This window comes from Corynebacterium haematomassiliense, assembly GCF_013978595.1.
Lineage (GTDB): Bacteria > Actinomycetota > Actinomycetes > Mycobacteriales > Mycobacteriaceae > Corynebacterium > Corynebacterium lehmanniae.
On sequence record NZ_JACDTZ010000001.1, the window covers coordinates 1,527,407 to 1,552,689 of the forward strand.

General features: G+C 67.2%; 19 protein-coding genes. 9 read left to right on the forward strand and 10 right to left on the reverse strand.

Annotated features, from left to right (window positions below):
* The first annotated feature begins 146 nt into the window (after positions 1–146).
* Positions 147–599, forward strand: a complete 453-nt coding sequence (locus H0193_RS07240) for a DIP1984 family protein (RefSeq protein ID WP_181889204.1) — start codon at positions 147–149, stop codon at positions 597–599.
* On the opposite strand, the gene H0193_RS07245 is transcribed toward H0193_RS07240, so the two are convergent.
* From H0193_RS07245 to H0193_RS07255, 3 genes are read right to left on the reverse strand one after another with little or no spacing between them, the layout of a single operon-like run.
* Positions 574–1,650: a glycosyltransferase family 4 protein gene (locus H0193_RS07245; RefSeq protein ID WP_181889205.1), complete on the reverse strand. Its 1,077-nt coding sequence runs from the start codon at positions 1,648–1,650 to the stop codon at positions 574–576. The genes H0193_RS07240 and H0193_RS07245 overlap by 26 nt on opposite strands.
* The gene (locus H0193_RS07250) at positions 1,647–2,030 is read right to left on the reverse strand and encodes a type II toxin-antitoxin system VapC family toxin (protein ID WP_181889206.1); all 384 of its coding nucleotides are present in this window, start codon (positions 2,028–2,030) and stop codon (positions 1,647–1,649) included. The genes H0193_RS07245 and H0193_RS07250 overlap by 4 nt, the downstream gene beginning before the upstream one ends.
* 1 nt (position 2,031) lies before the next feature.
* A complete protein-coding gene (locus H0193_RS07255; protein ID WP_181889207.1) occupies positions 2,032–2,322 on the reverse strand; it encodes a type II toxin-antitoxin system Phd/YefM family antitoxin in 291 nt (96 codons plus the stop codon).
* A 35-nt stretch (positions 2,323–2,357) separates the two neighbouring features.
* On the opposite strand from H0193_RS07255, the gene H0193_RS07260 reads away from it, so the two are divergent.
* Complete coding sequence (locus tag H0193_RS07260) at positions 2,358–3,101, forward strand: class I SAM-dependent methyltransferase (protein WP_181889208.1); 744 nt, start codon at positions 2,358–2,360, stop codon at positions 3,099–3,101.
* A 182-nt stretch (positions 3,102–3,283) separates the two neighbouring features.
* Here the strand turns inward: H0193_RS07260 and H0193_RS07265 are convergent, their stop codons facing one another.
* Positions 3,284–5,110, reverse strand: coding sequence for a phosphoenolpyruvate carboxykinase (GTP) (locus H0193_RS07265; RefSeq protein WP_181889209.1), 1,827 nt, complete (start codon positions 5,108–5,110; stop codon positions 3,284–3,286).
* Positions 5,111–5,381: 271 nt separating this feature from the next.
* On the opposite strand from H0193_RS07265, the gene trmB reads away from it, so the two are divergent.
* From trmB to H0193_RS07300, 7 genes are read left to right on the forward strand one after another with little or no spacing between them, the layout of a single operon-like run.
* Positions 5,382–6,152, forward strand: a complete 771-nt coding sequence (gene trmB / locus H0193_RS07270; RefSeq protein ID WP_181889210.1) for a tRNA (guanosine(46)-N7)-methyltransferase TrmB — start codon at positions 5,382–5,384, stop codon at positions 6,150–6,152.
* A gap of 2 nt (positions 6,153–6,154) precedes the next feature.
* Complete coding sequence (locus H0193_RS07275; protein WP_181889211.1) at positions 6,155–6,829, forward strand: NYN domain-containing protein; 675 nt, start codon at positions 6,155–6,157, stop codon at positions 6,827–6,829.
* A gap of 10 nt (positions 6,830–6,839) precedes the next feature.
* On the forward strand, positions 6,840–9,164 hold the full coding sequence (locus H0193_RS07280; protein WP_181889212.1) for an MMPL family transporter: 2,325 nt from the start codon (positions 6,840–6,842) through the stop codon (positions 9,162–9,164).
* Positions 9,154–10,149 (forward strand): lysylphosphatidylglycerol synthase transmembrane domain-containing protein, encoded by a 996-nt coding sequence (locus H0193_RS07285; protein WP_181889213.1) that lies wholly within the window; start codon positions 9,154–9,156, stop codon positions 10,147–10,149. Before H0193_RS07280 ends, H0193_RS07285 begins: the two co-directional genes overlap by 11 nt.
* Before the next feature lie 58 nt (positions 10,150–10,207).
* Positions 10,208–11,659: an FAD-binding oxidoreductase gene (locus tag H0193_RS07290; RefSeq protein ID WP_181889214.1), complete on the forward strand. Its 1,452-nt coding sequence runs from the start codon at positions 10,208–10,210 to the stop codon at positions 11,657–11,659.
* Between the two features lie 16 nt (positions 11,660–11,675).
* Positions 11,676–12,962: an SAM-dependent methyltransferase gene (locus H0193_RS07295; RefSeq protein WP_181889656.1), complete on the forward strand. Its 1,287-nt coding sequence runs from the start codon at positions 11,676–11,678 to the stop codon at positions 12,960–12,962.
* A gap of 10 nt (positions 12,963–12,972) precedes the next feature.
* Complete coding sequence (locus H0193_RS07300; RefSeq protein ID WP_202032102.1) at positions 12,973–13,323, forward strand: DUF3054 domain-containing protein; 351 nt, start codon at positions 12,973–12,975, stop codon at positions 13,321–13,323.
* Positions 13,324–13,492: 169 nt separating this feature from the next.
* Here the strand turns inward: H0193_RS07300 and H0193_RS07305 are convergent, their stop codons facing one another.
* The 6 genes from H0193_RS07305 to H0193_RS07330 are packed head-to-tail and all read right to left on the reverse strand — an operon-like array spanning position 13,493 to position 25,063.
* A complete protein-coding gene (locus H0193_RS07305; protein WP_181889215.1) occupies positions 13,493–15,034 on the reverse strand; it encodes an acyl-CoA carboxylase subunit beta in 1,542 nt (513 codons plus the stop codon).
* Entirely contained in the window at positions 15,031–19,740 is a 4,710-nt protein-coding gene (gene pks13, locus H0193_RS07310) for a polyketide synthase Pks13 (protein ID WP_181889216.1), read from the reverse strand. The genes H0193_RS07305 and pks13 overlap by 4 nt, the downstream gene beginning before the upstream one ends.
* 35 nt (positions 19,741–19,775) lie before the next feature.
* Complete coding sequence (locus H0193_RS07315) at positions 19,776–21,593, reverse strand: FadD32-like long-chain-fatty-acid--AMP ligase (protein ID WP_181889217.1); 1,818 nt, start codon at positions 21,591–21,593, stop codon at positions 19,776–19,778.
* Positions 21,594–21,629: 36 nt separating this feature from the next.
* A complete protein-coding gene (locus H0193_RS07320) occupies positions 21,630–22,586 on the reverse strand; it encodes a cutinase family protein (RefSeq protein ID WP_181889218.1) in 957 nt (318 codons plus the stop codon).
* A gap of 24 nt (positions 22,587–22,610) precedes the next feature.
* On the reverse strand, positions 22,611–23,102 hold the full coding sequence (locus H0193_RS07325) for a DUF732 domain-containing protein (protein ID WP_181889219.1): 492 nt from the start codon (positions 23,100–23,102) through the stop codon (positions 22,611–22,613).
* On the reverse strand, positions 23,102–25,063 hold the full coding sequence (locus tag H0193_RS07330) for an alpha/beta hydrolase-fold protein (protein WP_181889220.1): 1,962 nt from the start codon (positions 25,061–25,063) through the stop codon (positions 23,102–23,104). The genes H0193_RS07325 and H0193_RS07330 overlap by 1 nt, the downstream gene beginning before the upstream one ends.
* Positions 25,064–25,283 lie beyond the last annotated feature (220 nt).

The window sequence follows — 25,283 nt, forward strand, 5'->3', positions numbered from 1 at the left end:
CAACGCATGCGGCCTGCACGACGCACACGGGCACGACCCCCACCACAGGGTTGCACCGAGCACGCATTACTACCGCGACGTTGGGGGTGCCCCGGGCGGATCCGCGAGGGTTGGGAACGGGGACAGAAACGTACAAGGAGGCACTCATGCTGCTCGCAGAGGCACTGGCGCGACGCGCCGAGGCGCAAGACCGCCTGAACAAACTGCAGGACCGCCTGGTCCAGGGCGCGATGATCCAGGAGGGCGACACGCCCGTCGAGGACCCGGCAGCCATGCTCGAGGAGGCCGCCGCGCTGCTGCAGGAAATTGAGACGCTGGTGCGCCGCATCAACCACACCAACGCGCAGACCGCCTTCGAGGGCGCCACGCTCACCGACGCCATCGCGCGCCGCGACGCGCTGCTGCGCTCCCGCCGCCTCTACGCCGCCGTCGCCGACGCTGGCACCATGACCGGCTCCCGCTATTCCCGCTCCGAGGTCCGCTTCGTCCCCGCCGTGGACGTGAAAGCCCTGCGCGACATGGCCGACAGCGCCGCGAAGGCCTACCGCGAGCTGGATACGAAGATCCAGCAGCTCAACTGGACGACTGAGCTAATTTAGGGGCTCCAATAATCGTCGCGAACCTCCGGCCGGTCTCCTCCCAGGAGAACCGCGCCGCCCACTTTCGCGCCGCAGGAGCCATTGCCTCTCGACGCCCCAAGGTCTCCCCCACAACCTGCCCAAACTCCTCCCCGGGTTGCACTAGCCGACCAGTCTCGCCGTCGCGGATCGAGTCGGCCACCCCACCTGCGGACGCGTACGCCACGGTGGGCACCCCGTGCTGCGCCGCCTCGATCACCGCGATCCCCCAGCCCTCCTTGCGCGACGGCAGCAGGTGCACCGCGGCCCGCTCAAGCAGCGCGTGCTTGTAAGCCTCGGAGACGTGCCCGTGGAAGACCACCTTGTCGCCGTGCGGGGCGGCGTACTCGCGCAGCTGGTCCTCCCACCAGCCGGAACCGACCACATCCAGGACGGCGCCATCCATCCCCGCCACCGCGTCGATCGCCTCCTCGATGCGCTTGTGCGGCACCAGGCGGGAGAGGGTGACCAGGTGCAACCTTTGGTCGTCGTGAAGCACAGGCGTGTGCGCCGGCACCGGGTCGACGCCGTTTTCCACGATCTCAATGTCCTCCTCACGCACCCCAAGCGCCACCAGGTCGCGCTTCGAGGCTTGCGACACTGTCACGTACTGCGCGCCCCGGTACACCCTCGGCGCCACTTTCGACTCCAAGAACCACCCCAGGCGGCGGATCAGCGGGCCCGCCACCGGCCACTGCTCCTTGTGGCAGTGATGCGTCAGCAGCACCACCGGCCGTCGCGTGAACAGCCTGGCGAAGAACGGAATGCCGTTTTGCGTGTCCACCACCACGTCCGGCCGGTTGCGCCAGATCGACAGCGGCGCCGCCAGATACACGCCGAACTTCCCGCCGGCGCGCTCGTAGCGCACCCCGCCTCGCCGCGAGCGCCGCGGCGCGTCCGTGTGTGTTGAGGTGCGGTAAATCACCTCGTGGCCCTGCGACGCCAGGTACTCCCCGACGCGCTCGAGATAGCGCTCGGACCCGCCGCCTTGCGGGTGGGTGGAGTCGCGCCAGCACAGAAGCAGTATTTTCATGGCGCGATAACCTCGAGTCCCACTTCACGCGAAGCGTCAGCGAGGCGACTGTCATAGGTGAGCATCGCATCGGCCTCCAAGTCCAGCGCGGCCTGCAGATGGATCGCATCCAGCGTTCGAAGGTACGGCATGGGCAGCATACTCGCGCTGCGCAGCGTCGCCCGGTTCAGTTCCGCAAGCGAGATGCCGCTCAGGATCAGCGTGACCTCTCCCTGGGGCCTGCCCAAGCGCACAGCCAGCCGCCGCAGCTCAATCTCGAGCAAGTCCGACGAAACTACCTCGCCCTCCCCTGCCTCGAGCCACAGCCGCATCGCGTGCGTGTGCGGCTCCGCTTTCAGCAGGCAGGCGATGGCCGACGTATCCGCATACACCCGCCGCATCCTAGAAGCGGTCCTCGCGCATATCATCGAGCATCTCAGCCAACGGCTCGCCATCCGCCGGCTCCACCGGAAGGTCCAGCCATCCGCCGACACGGGTGGCGGGGCGTGTGATGGCCAGCCGCGGCTTCGGCTCGTCGAGAGGCACCAGCCGCCCCACCGGCTCGCCGTTGTTGGTGACAACGAAGCTGTGCCCCGCCCGCACCGCGCGCAGGATCCGCGCAGAGTCGTTGCGTAGTTCGCGCTGCGATATCCTGCGCTCGACTAGCGATTCGTCGTATCCCGGCGTGGCCATGCACCGCACTGTAGCACGGTTGCTACGGTATGCCTATGCACCGTACCCGCCGGATGGCCACCCTTTCCCGCTCGCTCCGGCTGTTGCGCGCGTTTTCCTACGAACAATTCCGCCCGTGCATCTTCTACTCCATGCTCGCCCGCGATACGCGTTCGCTTCTCGACGGCCTCTCGCACGACCTCCTTGACACCCCCGTCACCGGCCAGTCAGTGCTAGATGTCGGCGGCGGGCCCGGCTACTTCGCCGACGCGTTCTCGGACTGCTTCTACGTGGGCCTAGAGCCGGACGCCTCCGAAATGTCCGCCGCGGGGATCTCCGGCTTCGGCTCCGTGCGCGGCGACGGGGCCGCACTGCCCTTCGCCGACGATTCCTTCGACGTGGTGTACTCCTCCAACGTCGCCGAGCACATCCCGAACTGGCAGGCCATGGGCGATGAGATGCTGCGCGTGGCCAAGCCAGGTGGGCTCGTGGTGCTCAGCTACACGGTGTGGCTCGGGCCGTTCGGCGGGCACGAGACGGGTCTGTGGCAGCACTACGTCGGCGGGCAGTACGCGCGCCGTCGATACGCAAAAGTGCACGGCCGCGACCCGAAGAACATCTTCGGCGAGAGCTTGTTCGCCGTCTCCGCGGGCGAGGGCCTCGCCTGGGCGGAGGGCACCGGCCAGCTCGCGGCCGCATTCCCCCGCTACCACCCGTGGTGGGCGTGGTGGGTCACCCGCGTGCCGCTGCTGCGCGAGTTCGCGGTGTCGAACCTCGTGCTCGTGCTGCGCAAGGGTTAGTACTGGGGCTTAATATGCTTGGATCCGAGCACTGCTAAGGCTTCTTACAAGTTCCCCCGCCATACCGATGAGAATAGCGAAAGGCCTGCCAAACGGCAGGCCTTAAGCTTTATTAACAACAGATCCTGTCTGAAGTTCTCCAGCAGCAACGATACAACATCACTGCCGTGCTACTCAAGCGTCTACTTCGTCGCAGCGTGGATGCGCTCGTCCAGCTTCTTCAGCTGGTCGAAGATCTCCTGCGGCACGCGGGATCCGAGGCCTTCGAGGTAGCGGCGGGAGTCCGCGACGTCTTCCTTCCACAGCTCCGGGTCGGCGGTGAGAGCCTCGCGCACGTCCTCGATCGGGGTGTCCAGGCCGGTCAGGTCCAGGTCTTCGGCGCGGGCGGTGTAGCCGACCACGGTCTCGTCGGCATCGACCTTGCCCTCGATGCGGTCGATGACCCACTTGAGCACACGCGAGTTGTCGCCGAAGCCCGGCCACAGGAAGCGGTCGTCGTCGCCGCGGCGGAACCAGTTGACCAGGAAGATCTCCGGCATGCGGTCGCCGCCCTTTTCGCCCATGTCCAGCCAGTGCTGGAAGTAGTCGCCCACGTTGTAGCCCATGAACGGCAGCATGGCCATCGGGTCGTGGCGCAGGGAGCCGACCTTCGCCTCCGCGGAGGCGGCGGTCTGGCCGGAGGAGAGCATCGCGCCGATCATGGTGCCGTGCTCCCAGTTGTGGGCCTGGGTGACCAGCGGCACGGTGTCCGGGCGGCGGCCGCCGAAGAGGATGGCGTCGATCTTCACACCCTGCCAGTCGTTGAACTCCGGTGCGGCGGCCGGGCACTGCTCGATGGCCACGCAGTAGCGAGAGTTCGGGTGGGCGGCCTTGGAGGAGGATTCCGGCGTCCAGTCCTCGCCGCGCCAGTCGATGAGGTGGGCGGGCTTGTCGCCGTCCATGCCTTCCCACCAGATGTCGCCGTCGTCGGTAAGTGCGACGTTGGTGAACAGGATGTTGCCCGGCTCCATGCTGCGCATGGCGATCGGGTTAGAGGCGTAGTTGGTGCCCGGGGCGACGCCGAAGAAGCCGTTTTCCGGGTTCACGGCGTACAGGCCGTCCTCACGCAGGTGCATCCAGGCAATGTCGTCGCCGACGACCTCCGCCGTCCAGCCGTCGAGCGTCGGGGTGATCATGGCCAGGTTGGTCTTGCCGCAAGCCGACGGGAAGGCGGCGGCGATGTGGTAGGCCTTGCCCTCCGGGGAGGTGAGCTTGAGGATGAGCATGTGCTCGGCCATCCAGCCCTCTTCCTTCGCCATTACGGACGCGATGCGCAGGGCGTAGCACTTCTTGGCCAGGATGGCGTTGCCGCCGTAGCCGGAGCCGTAGGACCAGATCTCCTTGGTCTCCGGGAACTGGGAGATGTACTTGGTGTCGTTGCACGGCCACGCCGCGTCTTCCTGGCCCGGCTCGAGCGGGGCGCCGACGGAGTGGAGGCAGTGCACGAAATTCTCGCCCTGGATCTTCTCCAGCGCCTGGGTGCCCATGCGGGTCATGATGCGCATGGAGAGCACGACGTAGGCCGAGTCGGTCAGCTGGACGCCAAGCTTCGGGTCCGGGTCGGAGATGGGGCCCATACAGAACGGCACGACGTACATGGTGCGGCCGCGCATGGAGCCGGTAAAGTGCTCCAGCATCTCCTCCTTGAGCGCGGCCGGCTTCATCCAGTTGTTGGTCGGACCTGCGTCTTCCTCGTTCTCGGTGGAGATGAAGGTGCGGGATTCGACGCGTGCCACGTCGGACGGGTTGGAGCGGGCGAGGAAGGAGTTGGGGCGCTTTTCCTCGTTGAGCTTGATCAGGGTGCCTGCCTCGACAAGTTCGGCGGTGAGGCGGTCCCATTCTTCCTGGGAGCCGTCGGCGAAGACGACCTTGTCGGGCTGGAAGAGCTCGACCGCCTCGTTGATCCAAGCGATTAGCTTTTCGTTGTCGGTGGGGTTGGTCCCCTCCAGGCGCTTGATTTCGGCGGTCATACGTACTCCTTGTTCAACTGGTTATGGCCAGTGCGCGTGCGAAATTCATCGTTGTTGCGTCACAAGAGTATCGAAACGGGCGTTCATCTGGCCAAAAGTTCCGACCAATCCGCGCCCACTGGATATAACCAGACCGCCCGAGCACGACCTTTGCCGCAAGCGGGGGTGACGCCCTACCCCCGTCGCCCGTTCTTGAGCCTTCGCTTTACGACGCCTTCGGGGGTGCCCCGTGGAGCTTGCGTTTGCCCTGTTCATGTGGACAATAAATCTGATGAATAATACTGAAAATTTGCGTCCGGGAACGGGCGAATTGCCGGCGGGCCGCCCGCTGCAAACCGAGTTCGACACCGGCCTGGACTACCCGCGCCTGGGTTCCGTGACCTTCCGCCGCGGCACGTTGACGGAAAACCAGGAGGCCCTGTTCGACGAGCACTGGCCACGCCTGGGCCGCGTACTGGCGGAGGGCTCGGACGATCCCATCGACGTCGACGAGTGGTTCGGCCGCTCCGGCCACCCCACCATCGTCGAGATCGGCTCGGGCACCGGCACCTCCACCGCCGCGATGGCGCCGCTGGAGGCGGACACGAACATCATCGCCGTGGAGCTGTACAAGCCTGGACTGGCCAAGCTGTTGGGCTCGGTGGTGCGCGGCGACATCGACAACATCCGCATGGTGCGCGGCGACGGCGTGGAGGTCCTGGCCCGCATGTTCGGCGAGGAGTCCCTCGACGGCGTGCGCATCTTCTTCCCGGACCCGTGGCCGAAGGCGCGCCACCACAAGCGCCGCATCATCCAGTCCGGCACCCTGAACCTGATTGCCACTCGGTTGAAGCCGGGCGGTGTGCTGCACGTTGCCACGGACCACGCGGATTACGCCGAGTGGATCGACGAACTCGTGAACGTTGAACCCACCCTCGAGTACAAGGGTTGGCCGTGGGAGGATGCGCCGCTGCTCACGGACCGGCAGGTGATCACTAAGTTCGAAGGCAAAGGCCTGGACAAGGATCACGTGATCCGCGAGTACCTGTGGGAGAAGAAGTGAGCATGGATCTGCAAGCGCTGTCGCACCCGTATACCCCGGGCGCGCCCGCCGGCCCGGAAAGCTACCTGCTGGTGTGGGATGCGCCGAACTTGGACATGGGCCTCGGCGCGATCCTGGGTGGACGCCCGACTGCGGCGCACCGCCCCCGCTTCGACGCGATCGGGCGCTGGCTTATCAGCGAAGCCGAGGCCCGCGCCGACGCGCTTGGCCGCGACATCGAACCGGAGGCGACGGTGTTCACCAACGTCTCGGCGGGCGGCGCGGATTCCATCCGCCCGTGGGTGGAAGCGCTGCGCAACGTCGGTTTCGCGGTGTTTGCCAAGCCGAAGAGTGACGAGGATTCGGACGTGGACCAGGACATGCTGGCCCACATCGACCGCCGCCGCGACGAGGGCGTGCTCCAGGGCGTCGTGGTCGCCTCCGCTGACGGGCAGAACTTCCAGGAGCCGCTGCTCGAGCTGGTGGACGCCGGCATCCCGGTGACCGTCCTCGGTTTCCACGAGCACGCCTCCTGGGCGGTGAACTCCCCCGACGTGGAGTTTGTGGACTTAGAGGACATCCCGGGTGTGTTCCAGAACCCGCTGCCGCGCGTGAACCTGGACCGGCTGCCGGACGGCGGCGCGTGGCTGCAGCCGTTCCGCCCGCTGCGCTCCCTGCTGCACAACACCCGCGACTAGGAGGCCGGACATGTTTTACAAGTGGGGCCGTTTCGCGTTCCGCCACCGCCGGATCATCCCGCTGGTGGTCATCGTGCTCATCCTGGCCATGCAGGTGCTGTTCGGCTCGAAGCTGGGCGAGCGCCTCTCCCAGGAAGGCTGGGAGGACCCGGGCGCGGACTCGACCACCGCCGCCGCGATCGAGCAGGAGACGTTCGGCCGCGACAACTCGGGCGATGTGATCCTGCTGGTGAGCACACCCGACGACGCGGCAACCCCGGTCAGCATCGACGATCCGATGCTCGTGGACACGATGAACACCCAGATCAGCAGCCTGCGCAATCAGTTCCCCAACGAGATCGACCACATCACCAGCTACTTCGAGCGCCCCAACCCGCAGCTCGTCAACGACGACCACACCAAGGCGTTCGCGGTGATCGGCCTGAAGGGCGACGGCGAGCAGACGCTGAAGGACTTCCGCACCATCAAGCCCGCACTCGAGGCCATGGAGTCGCCGTACGGGACCGTGCAGGTCGCCGGCGCCACGGCGGTGGCGGACGCGCTGGATACCGGCATGGCGAACGACATCGCCCGCGCCGAGAAGGTCGGCCTGGTCTTCGTTGCCGTCATTTTGTTGTTTGTGTTCGGTGGCGTGGTGGCTGCCGCGATGCCGCTGATCGTGGGCATTTTGTCCATCATCGGTTCGCTGTCGCTGCTGTCGGTGTTGGCGCAGTACCAGCAGGTGAACATCTTCTCGCAGTCCATCATCACGTTGCTTGGCCTGGGCCTGGCCATCGATTACGGCCTGTTCATGGTCTCGCGCTTCCGCGAGGAGCTGGACCGCGGCGCGGACGTCGAGGAGGCGGTGGCGGTGACCACCAACACCGCCGGCAAGACCGTGTTCTTCTCCGCGCTCATGGTGGGCGTGGCCCTGTCCGGGCTGCTGATGTTCCCGCAGGCCTTCCTCAAATCCGTGGCCTACGGCGCAATGAGCGCGGTGCTGCTCGCCGCCGTGATCTCCGTGGCGGTGCTGCCGGCGCTGTTCGGCATGCTCGGCCCCAAGATCGACATGTGGTCAGTGCGTAAAGCTTCTCGACGTGCACGCCGCCTCCAAGACACCGTCTGGTACAAGATCCCGGCGTGGGCGATGCGGCACGCCAAGGCTGTCGTGGTCGGCTGCGCGGCACTGTTGCTCCTGCTCACCGTGCCGATCGTGGGCATCACGTTCGGCGGCATCAACGAGACCTACCTGCCGCCGAACCAGGCCACCCGCCAGGCCCAGGACGAGTTCAACGAGGAGTTCCCCGCCTTCCGCACCGACCCGGTCAAGCTCGTGGTCACCGGCGCGGACAACCAGCAGCTCGTGGACATCGTGATGCAGACCCGCCAGGTCGAGGGCCTGGCCGCGCCGCTCAAACCCGCGCACGCCACGCAGGACGGCACCACGGTGCTTTCCGCCCCGTTGGCGGATAGGGCCGGGGGCGCGGACGTCGTGAAGCAATTGCGAAACATCGACACCCCCGAGGGCGTCGAGACCTACGTCGCCGGCACCCCGGCGATGGAAACCGAGTCCATCGAGGCGCTGCTGAAACGCCTGCCGTGGATGGCGCTGTACATGGTCATCGCCACGTTCCTGCTGATGGCGCTAGTGTTCGGCTCCGTGATCCTGCCGGCGAAGGCCGTGATCATGAACGTGCTCGGCATCGGCGCCACGCTCGGCTTCCTCACCGCCGTCTTCGTCGACGGCCTCGGCGCCGGCGCGCTGAACTTCACCCCGGGCCCTCTGATGAGCCCGATCCTGGTGCTGATCATCTCCATCCTCTACGGCCTGTCCACGGACTACGAGGTCTTCCTGGTCTCGCGCATGGTGGAGGCGCGCCAGGACGGCGAAAGCACCGACGAGGCGATCAAGCGCGGCACCGCGCACACCGGCGGCATCATCACCGCCGCGGCGCTCATCATGATCGTGGTCGCCGCCGCCTTCGCGCTCAGCGAGATTGTGATGATGAAGTACATCGCCTACGGCATGATCTTCTCCCTTGCCCTCGACGCCACCCTGATCCGCCTGCTGTTCGTGCCTGCGGTGATGCACCTGCTGCGCGAGGACAGCTGGTGGGCGCCGCGCTGGGTCAAGCGTTTGGCCGGCGCGTTCGGGGAGGGCTCAAGCCTATCGACGCCACCGCGCACCGAAACCCCCATTTCGGACATGGTGCCCGACACCCAACCCGGCCGCGCGGGAGTGTCGGTGTCCGAGGACGCCTCGCTGGTTCCGTTTACCCAGCTCATGCGCGACCTGGAAGAGCGCCGCGCACGCCAGGCGCTGGAGCAGCTGAAGAAGAAGGAACTTGAGCGCTAACACGTGGCGCCAGTGGCTGCGCTGGCTCGCGCCCGTAGCCATCATGGTGGTCGTGCTGGTGGTGCTGCGCGACCAGCTGCCGTTTTTCGGGGAGGCGTGGAAGGCCGTTGGCGCGGCGTCGACAGGCCCGCTGCTTGGCGCTGTGGCTACGGCGGTGCTGTCGCTGGCGGCGATGTCCGGGGTGATGCAGATCCTGCTCAACGTGGAGGGGCGGATTACGGGGGTGGCGCGCACGAACGCGATCGTGTTCGCCTCCAACGCCTGGTCCACCACGGTGCCGGGCGGGCCCGCGCTGTCGGCGTGGCTGACGTTTAGGGTGCACCGGTCCTGGGGTGCGTCCGTGGGGTTGTGCGGCTGGTTCTTCGTGGTCTCAGGCGCGCTGTCGACGGTGTGGATGGTGCTCATCGGCGTGGTCGCCGTGGCGCTTTTGGGCGCGGAGCTGTCCGTGTGGTCCCTGGTGGCGTCGCTGGCAGTGGCGCTGGCGACGATCGGCGCGGTGTTCTGGGCGACCCTCCACCCTGCGGTGCTGAAGCGCTGGGTGCGGTTTCTGCCGGAGAAGGTGCGCGGGCGGGTCGTGGACGTGATCGACCAGGTCTCTGCGATCCGCATTTCCGCGCCGGCGTTTTTCGCGGCGGCGGGGCTCTCTCTTGCGAACCGGCTATTGGACCTGGCCACGATGGTCTTCGCCGTGTGGGCCGTGTCCGGCCAGGGCGCGCCACTTGCCGGGGTGTGCCTGGCGTTCATCATGACCAAGCTGGCTGGCTCCGCCCAGGTCACACCCGGTGGGCTCGGCACCGTGGAGCCCGTTGCGGTGGGCATGCTGGTCGCGGCCGGTCTCCCGCTCACCCACGCGACGGCGGCGACGGTGGTGTACCGGGCGGTGTCGTTCGTGCTCATCGCCGCGATCGGGTGGGTGGTCTACGCCGCGGTGTACGCCGGACGCGGCTTCATGGCCGGGCGTCCGGCCGCTGGCAAAGCCGTTTGAGCTGGCGTGACGTTTTATCTTGCGCGCGGCGCGCAACTTGGGTCTATGGTTGCACTACATGAGCGTTTCCCGCATGTTTTCCGGTCGCAGCGTCGATTTTGAACGCGTCGTGCCCATCGGCTGGCACGCGCACGAGGAGGGGGTTGCCGCGCTCCTGGATAGCTTCCGGCGGGTGCCAGACGGCCAGCGGGTGCGCTTGGCCAAGAAGACGTCGAACCTTTTCCGTTCCCGCGACGCGGGGAGCGCCGGGCTCAACGTGGAGGGCCTGCGCGGCGTCATCGCCGTCGACCCAGTGACGAAAACAGCCGACGTGCAGGGTATGTGCACCTATGAGGACCTCGTCGACGCCACCCTGCCGTACGGCCTCGCGCCATTGGTGGTGCCGCAGCTAAAAACTATTACTCTCGGCGGCGCAGTTTCCGGCATGGGCGTCGAGTCCACCTCCTTCCGCAACGGTCTGCCGCACGAGTCCGTGCTCGAGATGGACGTGCTCGTGGGCACCGGTGACATCGTCACCTGTTCACGCGACGAAAACGTCGCGCTCTTCCGCGCGTTCCCGAACTCCTACGGCTCACTCGGCTACGCGGTGCGCCTCACCATCGAGCTCGAGGAGGTCGAGCCGTTTGTTGAGCTCCAGCACATTCGCTACAACGACCTCACGGCCTTCCAGGACGCCCTCGCCGACGCCGCCGCCACCGGCCAATGGGCCGGGCGCGCCCTGCACGGCCTCGACGCCGTCGCGTTCTCCCCCACCGAGCAGTACCTAGTCTGCGCCTTCCAGGTCGACCAGGCACCGGGGACCTCCGACTACACGCGCGATGCCGTGTACTATCGCTCGCTTCAGCACCCGTCCGGAGTGCACCACGACTTCCTCACCGTCCGCGACTACATTTGGCGCTGGGACACCGACTGGTTCTGGTGCTCCCGCGCCTTCGGCACCCAGAACCCCAAGGTGCGCAAGTTCTGGCCGCGCGAGCTGCGTCGCAGCGCGTTCTACTGGAAGCTCGTGGGCCTAGACAAGAAGTACGACCTGGAGTACCGGTTCCTAAAGAAGCCGAAGGGCCTGCCGCGCACCGAGCGCGTCGTGCAAGACATCGAGGTGCGCGACACGCAGATCGCCGAGTTCCTCGACTGGTTCTTCAAAGCCAGCGATATCCAGCCGGTTTGGCTGTGTCCGATCCGGCTGCGGGACGGCGTCGATACGCTCGCTGGCGTCGGCCTCGACGAAGAGGCGCCGTGGCCGCTCTACCCCCTCGAGCCGGCGACGACGTGGGTGAACGTCGGCTTCTGGTCCGGCGTCCCGGAGGTGGAGCCGGGGGCCTTCAACAAGGTCATCGAGCGGAAGGTCTCAGACCTCGGCGGGCACAAGTCCCTGTACTCCGAGGCGTTCTACGACCGCGCCGAGTTCGAGCGCCTCTACGGCGGGGACCTGCCGGAGCGGATGAAAGCCCAGTACGACCCGGACCGGCGCTTCCCGGGCCTCTACGAAAAGACAGTGGAAAACGCGTAGGAGAATGACAATGCAGATGACCGTGGCGGATATCGTCGACACCCTCTTCCCTTCTGGCACCCCGTTCAAGTGGGAAGCTTTCGACGGCTCATCAACGGGACCGGCGGACGCCAAGCACACAGTGAAGGTGAACAGCCCCGGGGGTCTGTCCTACATAGTCACCCACCCCGGCGACGTCGGCCTCGCCCGCGCCTGGGTCACCGATGGCCTGACGGTTGAAGGCGCGCACCTCGCGCACCCTTACGACGTCTTCGATGACATGCGCACCCTCTACAACAACTACAAGCGCCCGAACCCGCGCGAGCTCGTCCGCATCGCACGCTCCCTGCGCTCCATGGGCGCACTGCAGATCCAGCCAATCCCGGAGGCGGAGCAAGCGTCCTGGCTCGAGCGCACCATCCGCCAGGGCCTCGCCCCGCACTCGAAGGAACGCGACGCCCAGGTTATTTCGTCCCACTACGACGTGGGCAACGACTTCTACGAGCTGTTCCTCGGCGACTCCATGGCCTACACCTGCGCCTACTACCCCACCCCGGACGCCACGCTCGACGAGGCGCAGGAAAACAAGTTCCGCCTCGTCTTTGAGAAGATGAACCTTAAGCCCGGTGACAAGCACCTCGACGTCGGCTGCGGCTGGGGCTCCATGGTGCGTTACGCAGCCCGCCAAGGCGTGAAGTCCCTCGGCGTCACCCTCTCGAAGGAGCAGGCCGAGTGGGCGCAGGCGAAGATCAAGGAGGAGGGCCTCGAGGACCTCGCGGAGGTGCGCTTCCTGGACTACCGCGACGTCACCGAGACCGGCTTCGACGCCATCTCCTCGATCGGTCTGCTGGAACACATCGGGGTGAAGAATTTCGCCTCGTACTTTGAATTTCTCGCCGACAAGCTGCGCCCGGGTGGCGTGATGGTCAACCACTGCATCACCTACCCGGACAACCACAAAACGTCGCAGGGCGACTTCATCAACCGCTACATCTTCCCGGACGGCGAGCTCACCGGCTCCGGCACGATCATTTACGAGATGCAGGACCACGGCTTCGAAGTCTTCCACGAGGAGAACATCCGCTTCGACTACATGCGCACGTTGCACGACTGGTGTGAGAACCTCAAGGCCAATTGGGACGAGGCAGTCGCGCTCGTCGGCGAGAACACCGCCAAGCTGTGGGGCATGTACATGGCGGGCTCCGAATGGGGTTTCGAGCACGACGTCGTGGAGCTGCACCAGGTCGTGGGCATCAAGCTTGCTAGCGACGGCTCCCGCGCCGGCACACCTGAGCGCCGGTGGTGGAACGACTCGGTGTTCTAGAGTGGCTGGCATGAGCAACACCATCTCCAAGCCCTACGCCATCGCCGCCGACTACGTCGCCATCGCTGCCTTCGCCCTCTTGGCACGCGCGGCGCACCAGTCCGACGACATGCCCTTCAACTTCTCCGGCTGGCTGTCCACCCTGTGGCCGTTCGCCCTCGGCGTGACGCTCGGCTGGCTGATCACGCGCAAAAACAAGGGCGGGCTCATCTGGATCATCACCGTGGTCACCGGGCTCGTGATCTGGGGCATCCGCAACGGCGACGTCCCCCACTGGTCTTTCATCGTCGTGGCCACGGTGATGTCCGCGCTGCTCATGCTCGGCTGGCGCGGCGTGGCCAAACTCGTGCGCAAAAACTAAAACGCACCCGCTGGAAAGGCGGGTGCGCGGGGCTTCGGCGCGGATTAGAAGCCGATGCCGAAGTTCCAGGCCGGGTTTCCGGTCTGGATGCCATTGATAAACCAGACCAGCATGCTGATCAGGTCGCCGACGATGTCAAGAGTGGAAGAAAGCATGGGGAGAAACCTTACTAGAGGGGACTAATGGTGTGCTTCTTAGGCAGGTCGAATTCCTGCTTGGAGGCTAGCTGCCGCAGGGCTCGTCGTAAAGCGATACGCGTTTGGCTCGGTTCAATCATCTGGTCGATGTAGCCGCGCTCCGCTGCGACGTACGGCGAGGTCATCTCAGCGTCGTAGAAGTCCATGAACATCTTCTTCATGGCCTCGCGCTGCGCCGGGTCCTCGATGGCGGCGAGCTGCTTGCCCTGCAGCATCACCACGGCCGCCGCCGAACCCATCACCGCGATCTGGGCGGTGGGCCACGCCAGGTTGATGTCGCCGTTGAGGTTCTTCGAACCCATCACCGCGTACGCGCCGCCGTAGGCCTTGCGCACCACCAGCGTGACTTTCGGCACCGTGGCCTCCACGCCCGCGAACGCGAACTTCGCGCCGCGGTGGATCAGGCCCTCGCGCTCCTGCTCCACGCCCGGCAGGTAGCCGGGTGTGTCCACGACGTAGACGATGGGGATGTTGTAGGCGTCGCAGGTGCGGATGAAGCGCGCACCCTTGTCGGCGGCATCCGCGTCGATGCAGCCCGCGGCGTACATGGGGTTGTTGGCGACAAAGCCGACGGCGCGGCCGTCGATACGCCCGAATGCGCAAATGAGGTTCTCGGCGTACCCGGACTGGACCTCGACGAGGTCCTCGTCGTCGCCGAGCTGGACCAATAGGTCCATCATGTCGTAGCCGGCGTTGGTGTCGTCAGGCATGAAGGTGTCCAGCGCGGAGTCGTCGAGCTCCTCATCGGGCTGCGCGGCGACGACGGGCGCGGCGTCGAACGTGGACGTCGGCAGGTGCGCGAGCAGGTCCTTGACGTAGTCGAAGGCGTCCTCCTCCGTCGCCACAACCGCCTGGATGTTGCCGGCTTGCTCCTGCACGCGCGCCCCACCCAGCTCGGCGGAGGTGATGTCCTCGCCGGTGACCTCGCGGATCACGTTCGGGCCGGTAACGTACATCTCGGACTCGCCGTCCACCGCCACCACGAAGTCCGTGGTCACGGGCGCGTAGACGGCGCCGCCGGCAGACTTGCCCAGCATGATGGAGATCTGTGGCACGCGCCCGCTCAGAGGCAGCTGGCGCTTCGCGATCTCGGAGTACATGGCCAGGGATGTCACCGCGTCCTGGATGCGGGCGCCGCCGGAGTCCTGGATGCCGATCACCGGGCAGGAGATCTTGATGGCGAACTCCATGACCTCGGTGACCTTGCGCCCGAACGTCACGCCGACGGATCCGCCGTAGACGGTCTTGTCGTGGGCGTAGACGGCGACGGGGCGGCCGTCGATGCGCCCGTAGCCGGTGACCACGCCGTCGGAGTAGACGGCGTCCGGGTCGCCCGGGGTGCGGGCCAGGGCGCCGATTTCGACGAAGGAGCCCTCGTCCAACAGCGCGTCGATGCGCTGGCGCGGGGTGGTGCGCCCGGCGTCGTCGCGGCGCTTCCGGGAGCGCTCGGAGCCCGGGTCCTGCGCCTTGTCCAGGCGTTCGCGCAGGCCGGCGAGTTTGTCTGCGGTACTCATCGCTTCCCCTCAATCCATGCGTTCATGTGCTGGCCGACGATCCCCACCGCCGGCTCGTCCACCACCGCGAGGTGGTCGCCGGGCAGGTGGACGATGGTCAGGTCGTCCACGATAGCGCCCCAGCCGCCGTCCTCGTCGATGTGCGCGTAGTTCGGCTCGAGCTGGATCGCGCCGTCGTGCATGCGCTCGGCGCGGAACAGCAGCACCGGCACCTGCACATCCGCCCAGCGGGTGAAGTCGAGGTGGTTGAGAATCTGGTTGTCCACGAAGCTCGCTCGCTGGTGCTCCAGCACACCGGCGGCCAGGCCGTGCTCGGAGGCGTCGGTGGTGGCCAAGAACTCGGTGAGCATCTGCAGCAGCGCGTCTTCGCCGGCGGTCTCCAGCAGCTCGTAGGGCACTTCGAACTCGAGGCCGTACGTTTCCTTGGCAAACGCGGCGTAGCGGCCCCAGCGCGCCTTCGTCTCCTCGAGCGTGTCCGGGATCGGCTCGGACGGCTGGGTGGTGTCCAAAAGCGCGATGTAGTCGATCTTGTCGTTGCCCAGCTGGTGCGCGACCTCGTAGGCCAGCGCGCCGCCGAACGACCAGCCGGCGAGCACGACCTTGCGCCCGTCGGCGATGCGCTCGATGTCCTTGACGTACTCCGCCGCGCGCTCCTCCAGGGAGCCCTCGAGGCGCTCCACGCCGTAGACGGGCACATTGTCGTCCAGGCGGCGTGCCAGCGGCGCGTACACCGACGACGACCCGCCGGCCGGGTGGAACACGAACACCGGGGAAACCTCGGCGTCGCCGTCGCGGAAGACGCGGATGTTGCCGTCCACAGGTGTTTCCAGCCCCTCGCGCACGAGGTTCGCCAGCGGCTCGAGCGTCTCAGCGCCCAGTACGTCGTCCGCGGTGACCTCGATGCCGGAGCGTTCGGTGAGGTGCGCGGCGATCTCGGCCGCCTGCTCCTTGCTAATCGACGGCAACTCCGACGTCACACCGGCCGCCGCCGCACCCGCGTACTTGGCCCAAGCGCCGAAGACCATGCGCTCGGAGGCGTCACGCGGGGCCACGCCCACACCCTGGGTCTTCTCGGCCGCCGCGGCCGGGTCGCGCGCCTCGTCGTTGTAGGCCAACGGCTGCGGAGCGTCCGTCTTGCCGGCGACGGCGTCTTCGACGATGCGGATCACGTCGGCGACGGAGGCGTCGCGAAGCGTCTGCACCTGCAGCGGCGGAATCTGGAAGTCGTTCTCCACGCGGTTTTTGATGCGCATGCCCATCAGGGAGTCGAGGCCGAGGTCGATCAGCGGCAGCTCGTCGGGCAGGTCCGCGGCGTCGTAGCCCATGGACTCGGAGACGATGTCGCGCAGGCGGTCCGCCACCGACTCGCCGGAGTTGGGGTCCCAACGCACGGCATCTGTCTCGGTGTCTTCCTCGGGGGCGTTGTCCACCGAAGGTTCGTCGTCAAGCGGTTGCTCCATCACGCCCTGCACCGGGGCGCGGTCGATGGTGGACGCGAAGCCCTCCGCGAGCAGTGTCGCGCCGTCGAAGACCTTGATGGACACCCCGCCGAGCGAGGAGGCGACGACGGTGGTCACTTCGCCGTCCGCGGGCAGGTAGCCGTGCTCCTCGGTGGCCACCACGCGCGCGTCGGGCGAGACCTCGGCGGCGGCGGACTCGATGAGCTGGTGCGGGCTGAAGATCTGGTCGGCGGCGGTGGAAAACGCCACCTCGCCGCCCGGCAGGCGCACGCGCGAGCCCAAAAGCGACGCGCGCGACGACGACGGCCGTGCCGGCGTCCAGTGGTCCACCTGTTTAAACACGGTCTTCGGCGCCTGGACCACGTCGCCCGCACCGTAGAACGCGCCGAAGTCCACGCCCATGCCGCCCACGTACAGCTTCGCGGCGAGGTCCAGCAGCGATTCGAGCTCGTCCACCTTGCGCTTGGTGGTGTAGAGCAGCTGCGCGTCGGGCTTGCCGGCGGCAAACGCGGTGTTCATCATGCCCATCAGCGCCACCGGGTTCGGCGTGATCTCCACGAGCGTGGTGTGGCCGGCGTTAAACGCGGCTTCGGTGGCGTCCTGGAAGTACACCGGCTGGCGGGTCATCCGCAGGAAGTACTGGTCGTCGTGGACGATCTGGCCGGGCTGGTACACCTCGCCGCGGTCCACGGAGGAAAACAGCGGTACGGTAAGCGGCCGCGCGTCAAGACCTGCGATTTCGCCAGCGAGGTCGCCCATGATCGGGTCGAGGGCGCTGGTGTGGCCGGCGCCGCGCACGTTGAGTTTGCGCGCGAACTTCTCCTCGGCCTCCAGCGCGGCCACCACGTAGTCGACGGCCTTGCCCGGCCCGCCGACGGTAGTCATGCCGGGCCCCGCGTACACGGCGGGTTCCACACCACGAGCCTGCTCATGCTTCTCCACGAACTCCGCCAACTCCTCGCGGGAGAGCTCCACCACCGCCATCGCACCTTCCTGCTCGGTGCCGGCGATCATGGCTTCGCCCTCGCCCATGAGTCGGGCGCGCGCGGTGGCGACCAGGATGCACTCCTCGGCGGACAGACCGCCGGCGCCGTAGGCCGCGGCGATCTCGCCCATGGACATGCCCATCGTGGCGGCTGGGGTGATGCCGGCGGCGGCGAGCAGGTCGGTCTGGGCGATCTGGATGGCGGTGATGGTGACCTGGCCGTTTTCGGTGTCGTAGGTCAGCTCGTCGTTCTCGATGATCTCGAGCATGGACCAACCGGCCTGGAACTGCACCATCTCGTCCAGCTCGCGCATGCGGCGCGCGAACAGCGGGGAGCGGGCAATGAGCTCCTTGGCCATCTTGCGGTGCTGGGAGCCGAAGCCGGAGTAGACGAAGACCGGGCCCATCGGGGTGGGCGCGTCGGCGACGGCGATGCCGGGGCCGATCTTGCCGTCGGCGACCTGGCGCAGGCGGCGCACGGCCTCCTCGACGCTAGACGCCTGCACGACGGCGGCGGAGCGGCCGTGGTTGCGCTTGGCCAGCGAGCGCGCGACCGGGATCAGGTCGGCGTCGGCGCGGCCCTCGAGGAAGTCCGCGAGCACACCGGCGGCTTCCTTGCGCCGCGACGGCAACAGCCCAGACACCGGCAGCGCCGCCACGGAAACGCCCTCGAAGGCGGGCTCATCCTCGACCACGTCGAAGTCGTAGTCGGCCGGGTCGAAGTCGGCCACGACCACGTGCGCGTTGGTGCCGCCGAAGCCGAAGCCGGAGATACCGGCGACGCGGCGGCCGGAGTAGCGCGGCCACTCGCGCGGGTCCTGGACGACCTCGATGCGCTCGGCGTCGAAGTCCACGTAGTGGTTCGGTGCGGCGAAGTTGATGGACTCCGGGATCGTGTCGTGCTTGAGCGCCTCGAGCACCTTGATCAGCGCCACCACGCCGGCGGCGGATTCGGAGTGGCCGATGTTGGACTTCGCCGAGCCCAGCAGCAGCGGCTGGTAAGCCTCGCGCCCGCGGCCGAGCACCTCGCCCAGCGCGGTGGCCTCGATCGGATCGCCGAGGATGGTGCCGGTGCCGTGAGCTTCGACCAGGTCCACCTGGTGCGGGTCCACGCCGGCGTCGGCGTAGGCGCGGCGCAAAACGTCCACCTGCGCCTCCGGGTTCGGGGCGGTTAGCCCGTTGGAGTGGCCGTCGGAGTTGGTCGCCGACCCCTTGATCACGGCCAAGATGTTGTCACCATCGCGCACGGCGTCCTCGACGCGCTTGAGCACCACAAAACCTGCGGCATCGGCGCGGACGATGCCGTCAGCGTCGTCGGAAAAGGCATGGATGCGCCCGGTCGGCGAGATCACGCCGAGCTCCGAAAACGCCAGCGACGCGAACGGGTTGGCCAGGATGTTCACGCCGCCGGCCAGGGCGACGTCGGCCTCGCCGTCACGAAGCGCACGCACCGCGTGGTGCACCGACACCAGCGACGACGAGCACGCGGTGTCCACGTTCATCGACGGGCCGCGGAAGTCGAACGCGTACGAGATGCGGTTCGGGATCACGGCGGAGGACGCGCCGGTCAGCGCGTACGGGTGCGCCTCGTTCGGGTCGGCGGCGATGAGCATGCCGTAGTCGTTGTTGGACGAGCCCACGAACACGCCCACAGGCTCCCCGCGCAGCTCGCTGGGCGCCAAGCCGGCGTCCTCGAGCGCCTCCCACGCCACCTCGAGCATGATGCGCTGCTGCGGGTCCATGTTCTGCGCCTCGAGCGGGGAGATGCCGAAGAACTCGTGGTCGAAGGACGCGATGCCGTCCATGTAGCCGCCGTCGGTGTTCTCCTCCGCCATCTTGGTGCGCACCACCGGATCGCCCAGGTACTCGTCCCAGCGGAGCGGGGGAAGCGGGCCGGTGGCGGAGCGGCCGTCGATAAGCATCTGCCAGAACTCGTCGTTGTTTTTCGCGCCCGGGAAGCGCCCCGCGGAGCCCACGATCGCGATGTCGTGGGAGCTCGTTGCTTCTCGACGTTCAACCTCCGGCGCTGCCTGCCTCTGCGCAAGGAGCGCCTGTGCCAGCGCCGTGATGGTCGGGTACTGGTAGGCGACGGTGGGATCAACACGGCGGCCGAGCTTCTTTTCCAGCTCGCCGGAGAGGATCACCGCATCGCGGGATGCGAGGCCGTAGGTTTCGAGCGGCGTGGTCGGGTCCACCGAGTCGACGCCGGTGGCGCCCTCGACCCAACTGGTGAGCCACTGGATCAGTTGATGCTCGTTCATAACAGTTCAGAGTATCGGCCCATCCGGGCTTTTCGTTACTCCGCTGCAGCGTGTTCGCGTTCGGTGAACTGCTTCGCATTGACGCGGCGGGCGATCTTGCCTGCGGTGGAGCGGGCCACACCGCCCGGCGCGCGGAACTCCACGACCTCCGGCGAGATGCCGTGGTTGGTGGTGATGGCGGAACGGATGGCGTCCTCGGCGGCGGCGTCGCCTTCCTCGGTTGCGCCGTCGGCGCGCTCGGCGAGGATGATCAGGCGCTCCACGTCGTCGCCCGGCACGGCGAACGCGGCGACGGAGTCCTTGCGCACGTGGTCGGAGGCCTCCATCGCGGTGGCCTCGATGTCCTGCGGGTAGTGGTTGCGGCCCGCCACGACGACGAGGTCTTTCACGCGCCCGGTGAGGTAGAGGTGGTTGTCCAGCACGGTGCCCAAGTCGCCGGTGGCGCACCAGTTGTCCTTCGGCAGGCCGTCCTGGATGGTGGCTCCGATGGTGTTGCGGAAGGTCGCCTCGGTTTCCTCCGGGCGGTCCAGGTAGCCGGCGGCGACGTTGTTGCCGTTGACCCAAATCTCGCCGATCTCGCCTTCGGGCAGCTCGTTTTTGGTCTCGGTGTCCACGATGGCGAAGTGCATCCACTTCGCCGGCTGGCCGATGGACGCCATGGGCACGCCGCCTTCGGCGGGCACGGCCTTGCCGTCGGCGAGTGCTTCGCGGTCGAATTCAATGAACTTCGGGCGCTCCTCGGTGCGGTCCGTGGACACCAGCAGTGTGGCCTCCGCCAGGCCGTAGGAGGGGCGCAGCACCGTGCGGTCCAGGCCGGACTCGCCGAACGCGCCGACGAAGGCCTCCACGCCCGGCTTGGTCACGGACTCGGAGCCGATGAGGATGCAGTGCACGCCGGAGAAGTCGTACTGGTCCGGGGTCTCCGGCGCCGCGTAGCGGGCGGCCAGATCCAGCGCGAAGTTGGGGATGCAGGAGTAAATGTGCACGTCGGCCGGGTCGTCGTCGCGCCGCGAAAGCATGTCCACCCAGCGCTTCGGGTTCTGCAGGAAGTCGCGCGGGCTCATGATCTCCAGCACCTGGCCCAGCACGACGCCGACCACGGCGACGATGACGCCCATGTCGTGGTGCTGCGGCAGCCAGGTTGGGATGCGCATGGGCGCTTCGAAGCGCAGCGCCTCGTTGATCTGGAGTACGTCGGTGACCAGCGCTTCGTTGGTGATCATCACGCCGGCCGGGTTGCGGGTGGAGCCGGAGGTGTACTGCAAGAAGCAGATGGCGCCGGCGGTGTCCTCGCCCTCTGCCGGGGTGATGGGCTGCCAGGACTCTGCGAGCGTGTCCGGCAGGGAGTCCGCGGCGATAATGCGGGGGCGCTCGGCAGCCGGGCGGTCGGCGAAGTAGGCGCGCACGGCAGGGGCGCCGGCGGAGTTGGTCACCACGAGCCGCGCGTTGGCGTCGTCGAGCACGGCGCGCAGGTGGGCCTCATGGCCGGGCTCGTTCGGGTCGTACAGCGGCACCGGAGCCAGGCCTGCGTACAGCGCGCCCATGAAGGCGAAGAGGTACTCGGCGGAGTTCGGGGCCATAATCGCCACGCGTTCCCCCGGCTCGCCTACCTGGGCGAGGCGCGCGGCGACGGCCTTGATGCGTGTGTTGACCTGCGTGCGGGTGAACTCGCGCGCCTCGCCTTCCGGGTTGGAGGTGAAGTCCCAGTCACGGATGTTCACCGCGTCGCCGCCGCCGGTGGCCAGGTGGGCCTGGTAGATCGTCTCGCTCAGGCGCGGGAGGGTGAAGTGCTCCGGGAGCGCGATTTGGCCGTCATCGTCGAAAAATTGCGCGATGAGCTGCTGAAGATCCATACCCGTAACTCCTTTTCAGGACAAAATGATTTTGGACTACAAACTGTCTACCACGTTCTGGACCCAACCTACAGTCCATTCCGGCGTGGTGGTCCCGGGGATGACGGCCGGATTGGTCGCGTACATGGCGTGATTGCCGTTCGCCGCAATGAGCGCGTGAGCCCGGTCGATGGCGTTACCCACACCCTTCGGCGCGTCGCAGACCGTGTCGTCCGGCGCGCAGATCTCAAACGCGCGGTCCTCAACCAGGCCGAAGCCGCCAGGACGCGGGCCGGTCATGGTCGCGCCCGGGGTGACCCGGTCCACAAGCCCCTGCAGCGGCTGCATGACAATTTCCGCGCCCACGCCGCCGACCTCGGCGCCCGGGTTGACGCCCACGCCGTTTTCACGCCGGCCGTCCGCGATCATCACCGCGCCCAGCAGCCGCTCCGGGTCGATCGGCCCTTCGCTGTTGCCGATCTTGGACGCCACGTCGCCCACAATCACCGCACCCTGGGAGAACCCGGCGACGATGAACTTTGTCGACGGGCACGTCTCCGCCACAAACCTCAGCTCGCCCGACAGTTTGGCGGTGCCCTCGGCGCGCGAGTCGTCGTAGGTCATCTCGGCGCGCCCGTGCGCCGTCTGGATGTTCCTGAACTGCGCGGTGTACGGCACCGTGAACACGCGCACGTGGTTGATGTCGTACATCTGCTGTAGCGGCTGGGTGATCGAGAGCATGAAGCTCGCCGGGTTGGCCGAGGGCGCGAACGGGTCATCGTCTGCCGCGGACTCCCAGGTGCCGGGCACGGAGACGAACTCGACCGCAGGGCACCAGTCCGGCTCCACCGCCTGCGACTCCGAGGGTTCCTCAGGCGCCTCGGAGGTCGCCAACGGCCCGTCCGCGGACGGCAGCCCGGTCTCGCCGGAACGCCACTGGTAGATCCCCAGACCGATCAAGGACAGCACCACAATCACTGCGGCGACGACAAATACGTTGCGCGATGCGCGCATGAGCCCAGGCTCCCTTCTGTACTGCTAGGAGCAGAGGTTGGCGCGTGCGGTGTCGCTGATCAGCGCCGCCACGCCCGCCGCATCCATGTCGGTGCGGCGCTGCTCCACAAGCTGGCCTGCCACCGCGTCGCGGGTGATCAGGTCGTCCGCGCATACGGTAGCCCCGGTGGCTGTGAGCTGGTCTTCAATCCCGTCGACGTTGACTCCGCTTTCCCTTAGGGTGGCCAGGTAGGCCTCCTCCTGCGGGGAGAATGCGCTGGCCTGCTCGGGCACGTCGGTCACCTCGCGGGCCGGTTGGTCGTCGGCGCGTTTGCCTTGCGACGGCACAACTGCCGACGACGACGGCGCCACCGACGATGACGCAGTTTCCGTCTCGGATTCAGTTTCCGCCTCAGTGGTCTCGCTGGCCACCGTCGGGGTCTCCGTCACGTCGTCGGAGTCCACAGTGGCGCCTCCGCAGGCGGCCAGGGCGACGGCGGCAGCGGCCGTCGCAAAGCAGAATGCAACCTTGCGCACTACTTCTTCCTCACGTTGACGTTGCCGTTGACCTGCTCAATCGTGCCGTGCTGGAAGTCGATGGTCAGGCCGCCGGCCTGGATCTTCTCCATGTCCTTCACCGGCCAGCCCAGCTCGCCCTGCTCGTAGCCGCGCCTGCCCCACTCGTCGAAGATGTCGCCGGTGAGGATGGTGTGCGCGCCCGTGGCCGCGGACCAGTAGATGTTGCCGTGCTCGAACGGCTGAAAGAAGCCGCCCTTGACCGCGATTTCGTTGCCGGTCGGGTACCCCAGCTCAGAGGTTGCGGTGCCGATCTCGCCGTACTTCTCCGCGATCGCACCGTGGACGATGAAGTGCTTGCCGTCCGGGTTGCGGGTGAGGAAGCCGCCCTGGAACTTCTGCACGTAGCCCTGGCCCACCTGGTTCGCCTCGGCCACCGGGTACTTCAGGTCGCCGCCCTCGTAGCCGTTCTCACCCCACGCGGCGAACATGTCGCCCGGGATGGCGTACGCGCCGGTCTGCGGGGTCCAGTAGACGGAGCCGTGCTGGAAGTGCACGAAGCGGCCCACGCCGTCAGGCGCCGGCGTCTCACCCGTGACCGGGAAGCCCAGCCAGCCCGCCGGGCCGCCGAGCGCGTTGTACTTGGCAAGGATCGCGCCGAACAGCGCGTGCGCGCCGGTGTCCGGGGACCAGAAGGCGGTGCCGCCGCGGAAGTCCTGGGCCTTGCCCTTGGTGTCCTTGCCCGCGTCGTACTCGTCGTTGACGCAGGAGCCGATCGTGCCGGACTTGGTGGCCTCCGCGATCGCGCCGACCGGGGTGCACTTGGAGCCGCGGTCCGCCTCCGGCACCTCCAGCGCGTTGGCCATGTACGGCCAGGCCTGCGCCATCTCGAACTGCCAGTACTCCCAAGAGTGCACGCCTGACGGGCGGAAGCGCACGATCGGCTTCACCGGGGTGCGGGAGGCGTAGTCCACGAACGTCTGGGTGGACAGGCGCGACAGCACCTCCAGGCCGATGCCGGCCGGGTTCGCCTGGCCCTTGGCCACAGACTCCGGGTTGCCAAAGTCGTCGCGGCCCGAGCCTGCGGAGACGTAGACCGTCATGTCCTTCAGGTTCTCGATGCCCAGCTTCGGGTCGTGGTCGATCCAGTCCTGCGAGCCCAGCGGGCCCCACATCGCCTCGGCGTTGTAGCCGCCGGCGTCCAACTGCGCCGCCTTGATCGCGGTGGGCATGCCGGTGGTGGTGGTGTCGAGGTAGCCGGAGAAGGAGCCGACGAACTTGAACAGGTTCGGATTACGCTCAGCCAGGTTGACCGCGGCGGTGCCGCCCATGGACAGGCCCACCACGGCGCGGGAGCCGTTGGAGCGGAACTCGTTGTTCAGCACCGGGATGAGCTCCTTGGTCAGGAACGTCTCCCACTTGTAGTGCTTACCGTTGTTCTCGCGCTGCCAGTCGGAGTAGAAGGAGGACTCGCCGCCGACCGGCAGGATCACGTTGACGTTCTTGTCGGCGTAGAACTGCTCGATGTTCGTCTCGATAGTCCAGCCGTTTTCGTCGTCACGCGCGCGCAGGCCGTCGAGTGCCCACACCTCGGGGAACTTCGCGGTCGGGTTGGAGTGCCAGTCGCGCGCCAGCAGGATCTGCACCTGGATCGGGTGGTCCGGCATGGACGGGGAGTTGATGAACACCGCCACTCGACGATTGGTGATCCACTCGATGCGGTCCACCTTCACGCCGTCCGGCAGGCCCGGGATCTGCGGGCTGGTCTCCACCTCGATCGGGGTGCGCTTCGGCGGGTCGTGCGGGCGCAGTCCGTCGGAGATGCCGCGGTTGGAGGACAGCTGCGAGGACAGGTCGCTCGGCAGGCTCGGCTGGGCGCCGGCGGCGGGCGCGGTGGCAACTGCGGGTGCCAGCGAAAGCGCAAGAGCGGCGGGCAGCAGCGCGGCGGCGATCCGCGTGGGGGTGGTTCGGTTGTCTCGCATGAGTCTCCTACCTCGTCTGGCTACTGGTGTCACAAGAGTATCGACCAAAAGCTTAAGTTTCACTTGAAGGTTTAGTCGTGTGCGACACGCGATGCGTTACGACGAGCCCCGCCCCTCGCCGCCGCGCCTGCCCCCAGCCCGGGCCCGGGGCCCGATCCAGCCCCCGATCCGCGCAGATCTTCACCATCTGCAGTTCACCATTTGCCCCGAAAAGGCTAAA

Bases quoted from the DNA above. Each gene is read 5' to 3' on its own strand.
- H0193_RS07295 (WP_181889656.1), top strand. From the start codon at position 11,676: ATGACCGTGGCGGATATCGTCGACACCCTCTTCCCTTCTGGCACCCCG.
- H0193_RS07240 (WP_181889204.1), top strand. From the start codon at position 147: ATGCTGCTCGCAGAGGCACTGGCGCGACGCGCCGAGGCGCAAGACCGC.
- H0193_RS07305 (WP_181889215.1), bottom strand. From the start codon at position 15,034: ATGAGTACCGCAGACAAACTCGCCGGCCTGCGCGAACGCCTGGACAAG.
- H0193_RS07255 (WP_181889207.1), bottom strand. From the start codon at position 2,322: ATGGCCACGCCGGGATACGACGAATCGCTAGTCGAGCGCAGGATATCG.
- H0193_RS07265 (WP_181889209.1), bottom strand. From the start codon at position 5,110: ATGACCGCCGAAATCAAGCGCCTGGAGGGGACCAACCCCACCGACAAC.
- H0193_RS07290 (WP_181889214.1), top strand. From the start codon at position 10,208: ATGAGCGTTTCCCGCATGTTTTCCGGTCGCAGCGTCGATTTTGAACGC.
- H0193_RS07250 (WP_181889206.1), bottom strand. From the start codon at position 2,030: ATGCGGCGGGTGTATGCGGATACGTCGGCCATCGCCTGCCTGCTGAAA.
- H0193_RS07275 (WP_181889211.1), top strand. From the start codon at position 6,155: ATGGATCTGCAAGCGCTGTCGCACCCGTATACCCCGGGCGCGCCCGCC.
- H0193_RS07315 (WP_181889217.1), bottom strand. From the start codon at position 21,593: ATGGATCTTCAGCAGCTCATCGCGCAATTTTTCGACGATGACGGCCAA.
- H0193_RS07330 (WP_181889220.1), bottom strand. From the start codon at position 25,063: ATGCGAGACAACCGAACCACCCCCACGCGGATCGCCGCCGCGCTGCTG.
- pks13 (WP_181889216.1), bottom strand. From the start codon at position 19,740: ATGAACGAGCATCAACTGATCCAGTGGCTCACCAGTTGGGTCGAGGGC.
- H0193_RS07280 (WP_181889212.1), top strand. From the start codon at position 6,840: ATGTTTTACAAGTGGGGCCGTTTCGCGTTCCGCCACCGCCGGATCATC.
- H0193_RS07320 (WP_181889218.1), bottom strand. From the start codon at position 22,586: ATGCGCGCATCGCGCAACGTATTTGTCGTCGCCGCAGTGATTGTGGTG.
- trmB (WP_181889210.1), top strand. From the start codon at position 5,382: ATGAATAATACTGAAAATTTGCGTCCGGGAACGGGCGAATTGCCGGCG.
- H0193_RS07300 (WP_202032102.1), top strand. From the start codon at position 12,973: ATGAGCAACACCATCTCCAAGCCCTACGCCATCGCCGCCGACTACGTC.
- H0193_RS07260 (WP_181889208.1), top strand. From the start codon at position 2,358: ATGCACCGTACCCGCCGGATGGCCACCCTTTCCCGCTCGCTCCGGCTG.
- H0193_RS07245 (WP_181889205.1), bottom strand. From the start codon at position 1,650: ATGAAAATACTGCTTCTGTGCTGGCGCGACTCCACCCACCCGCAAGGC.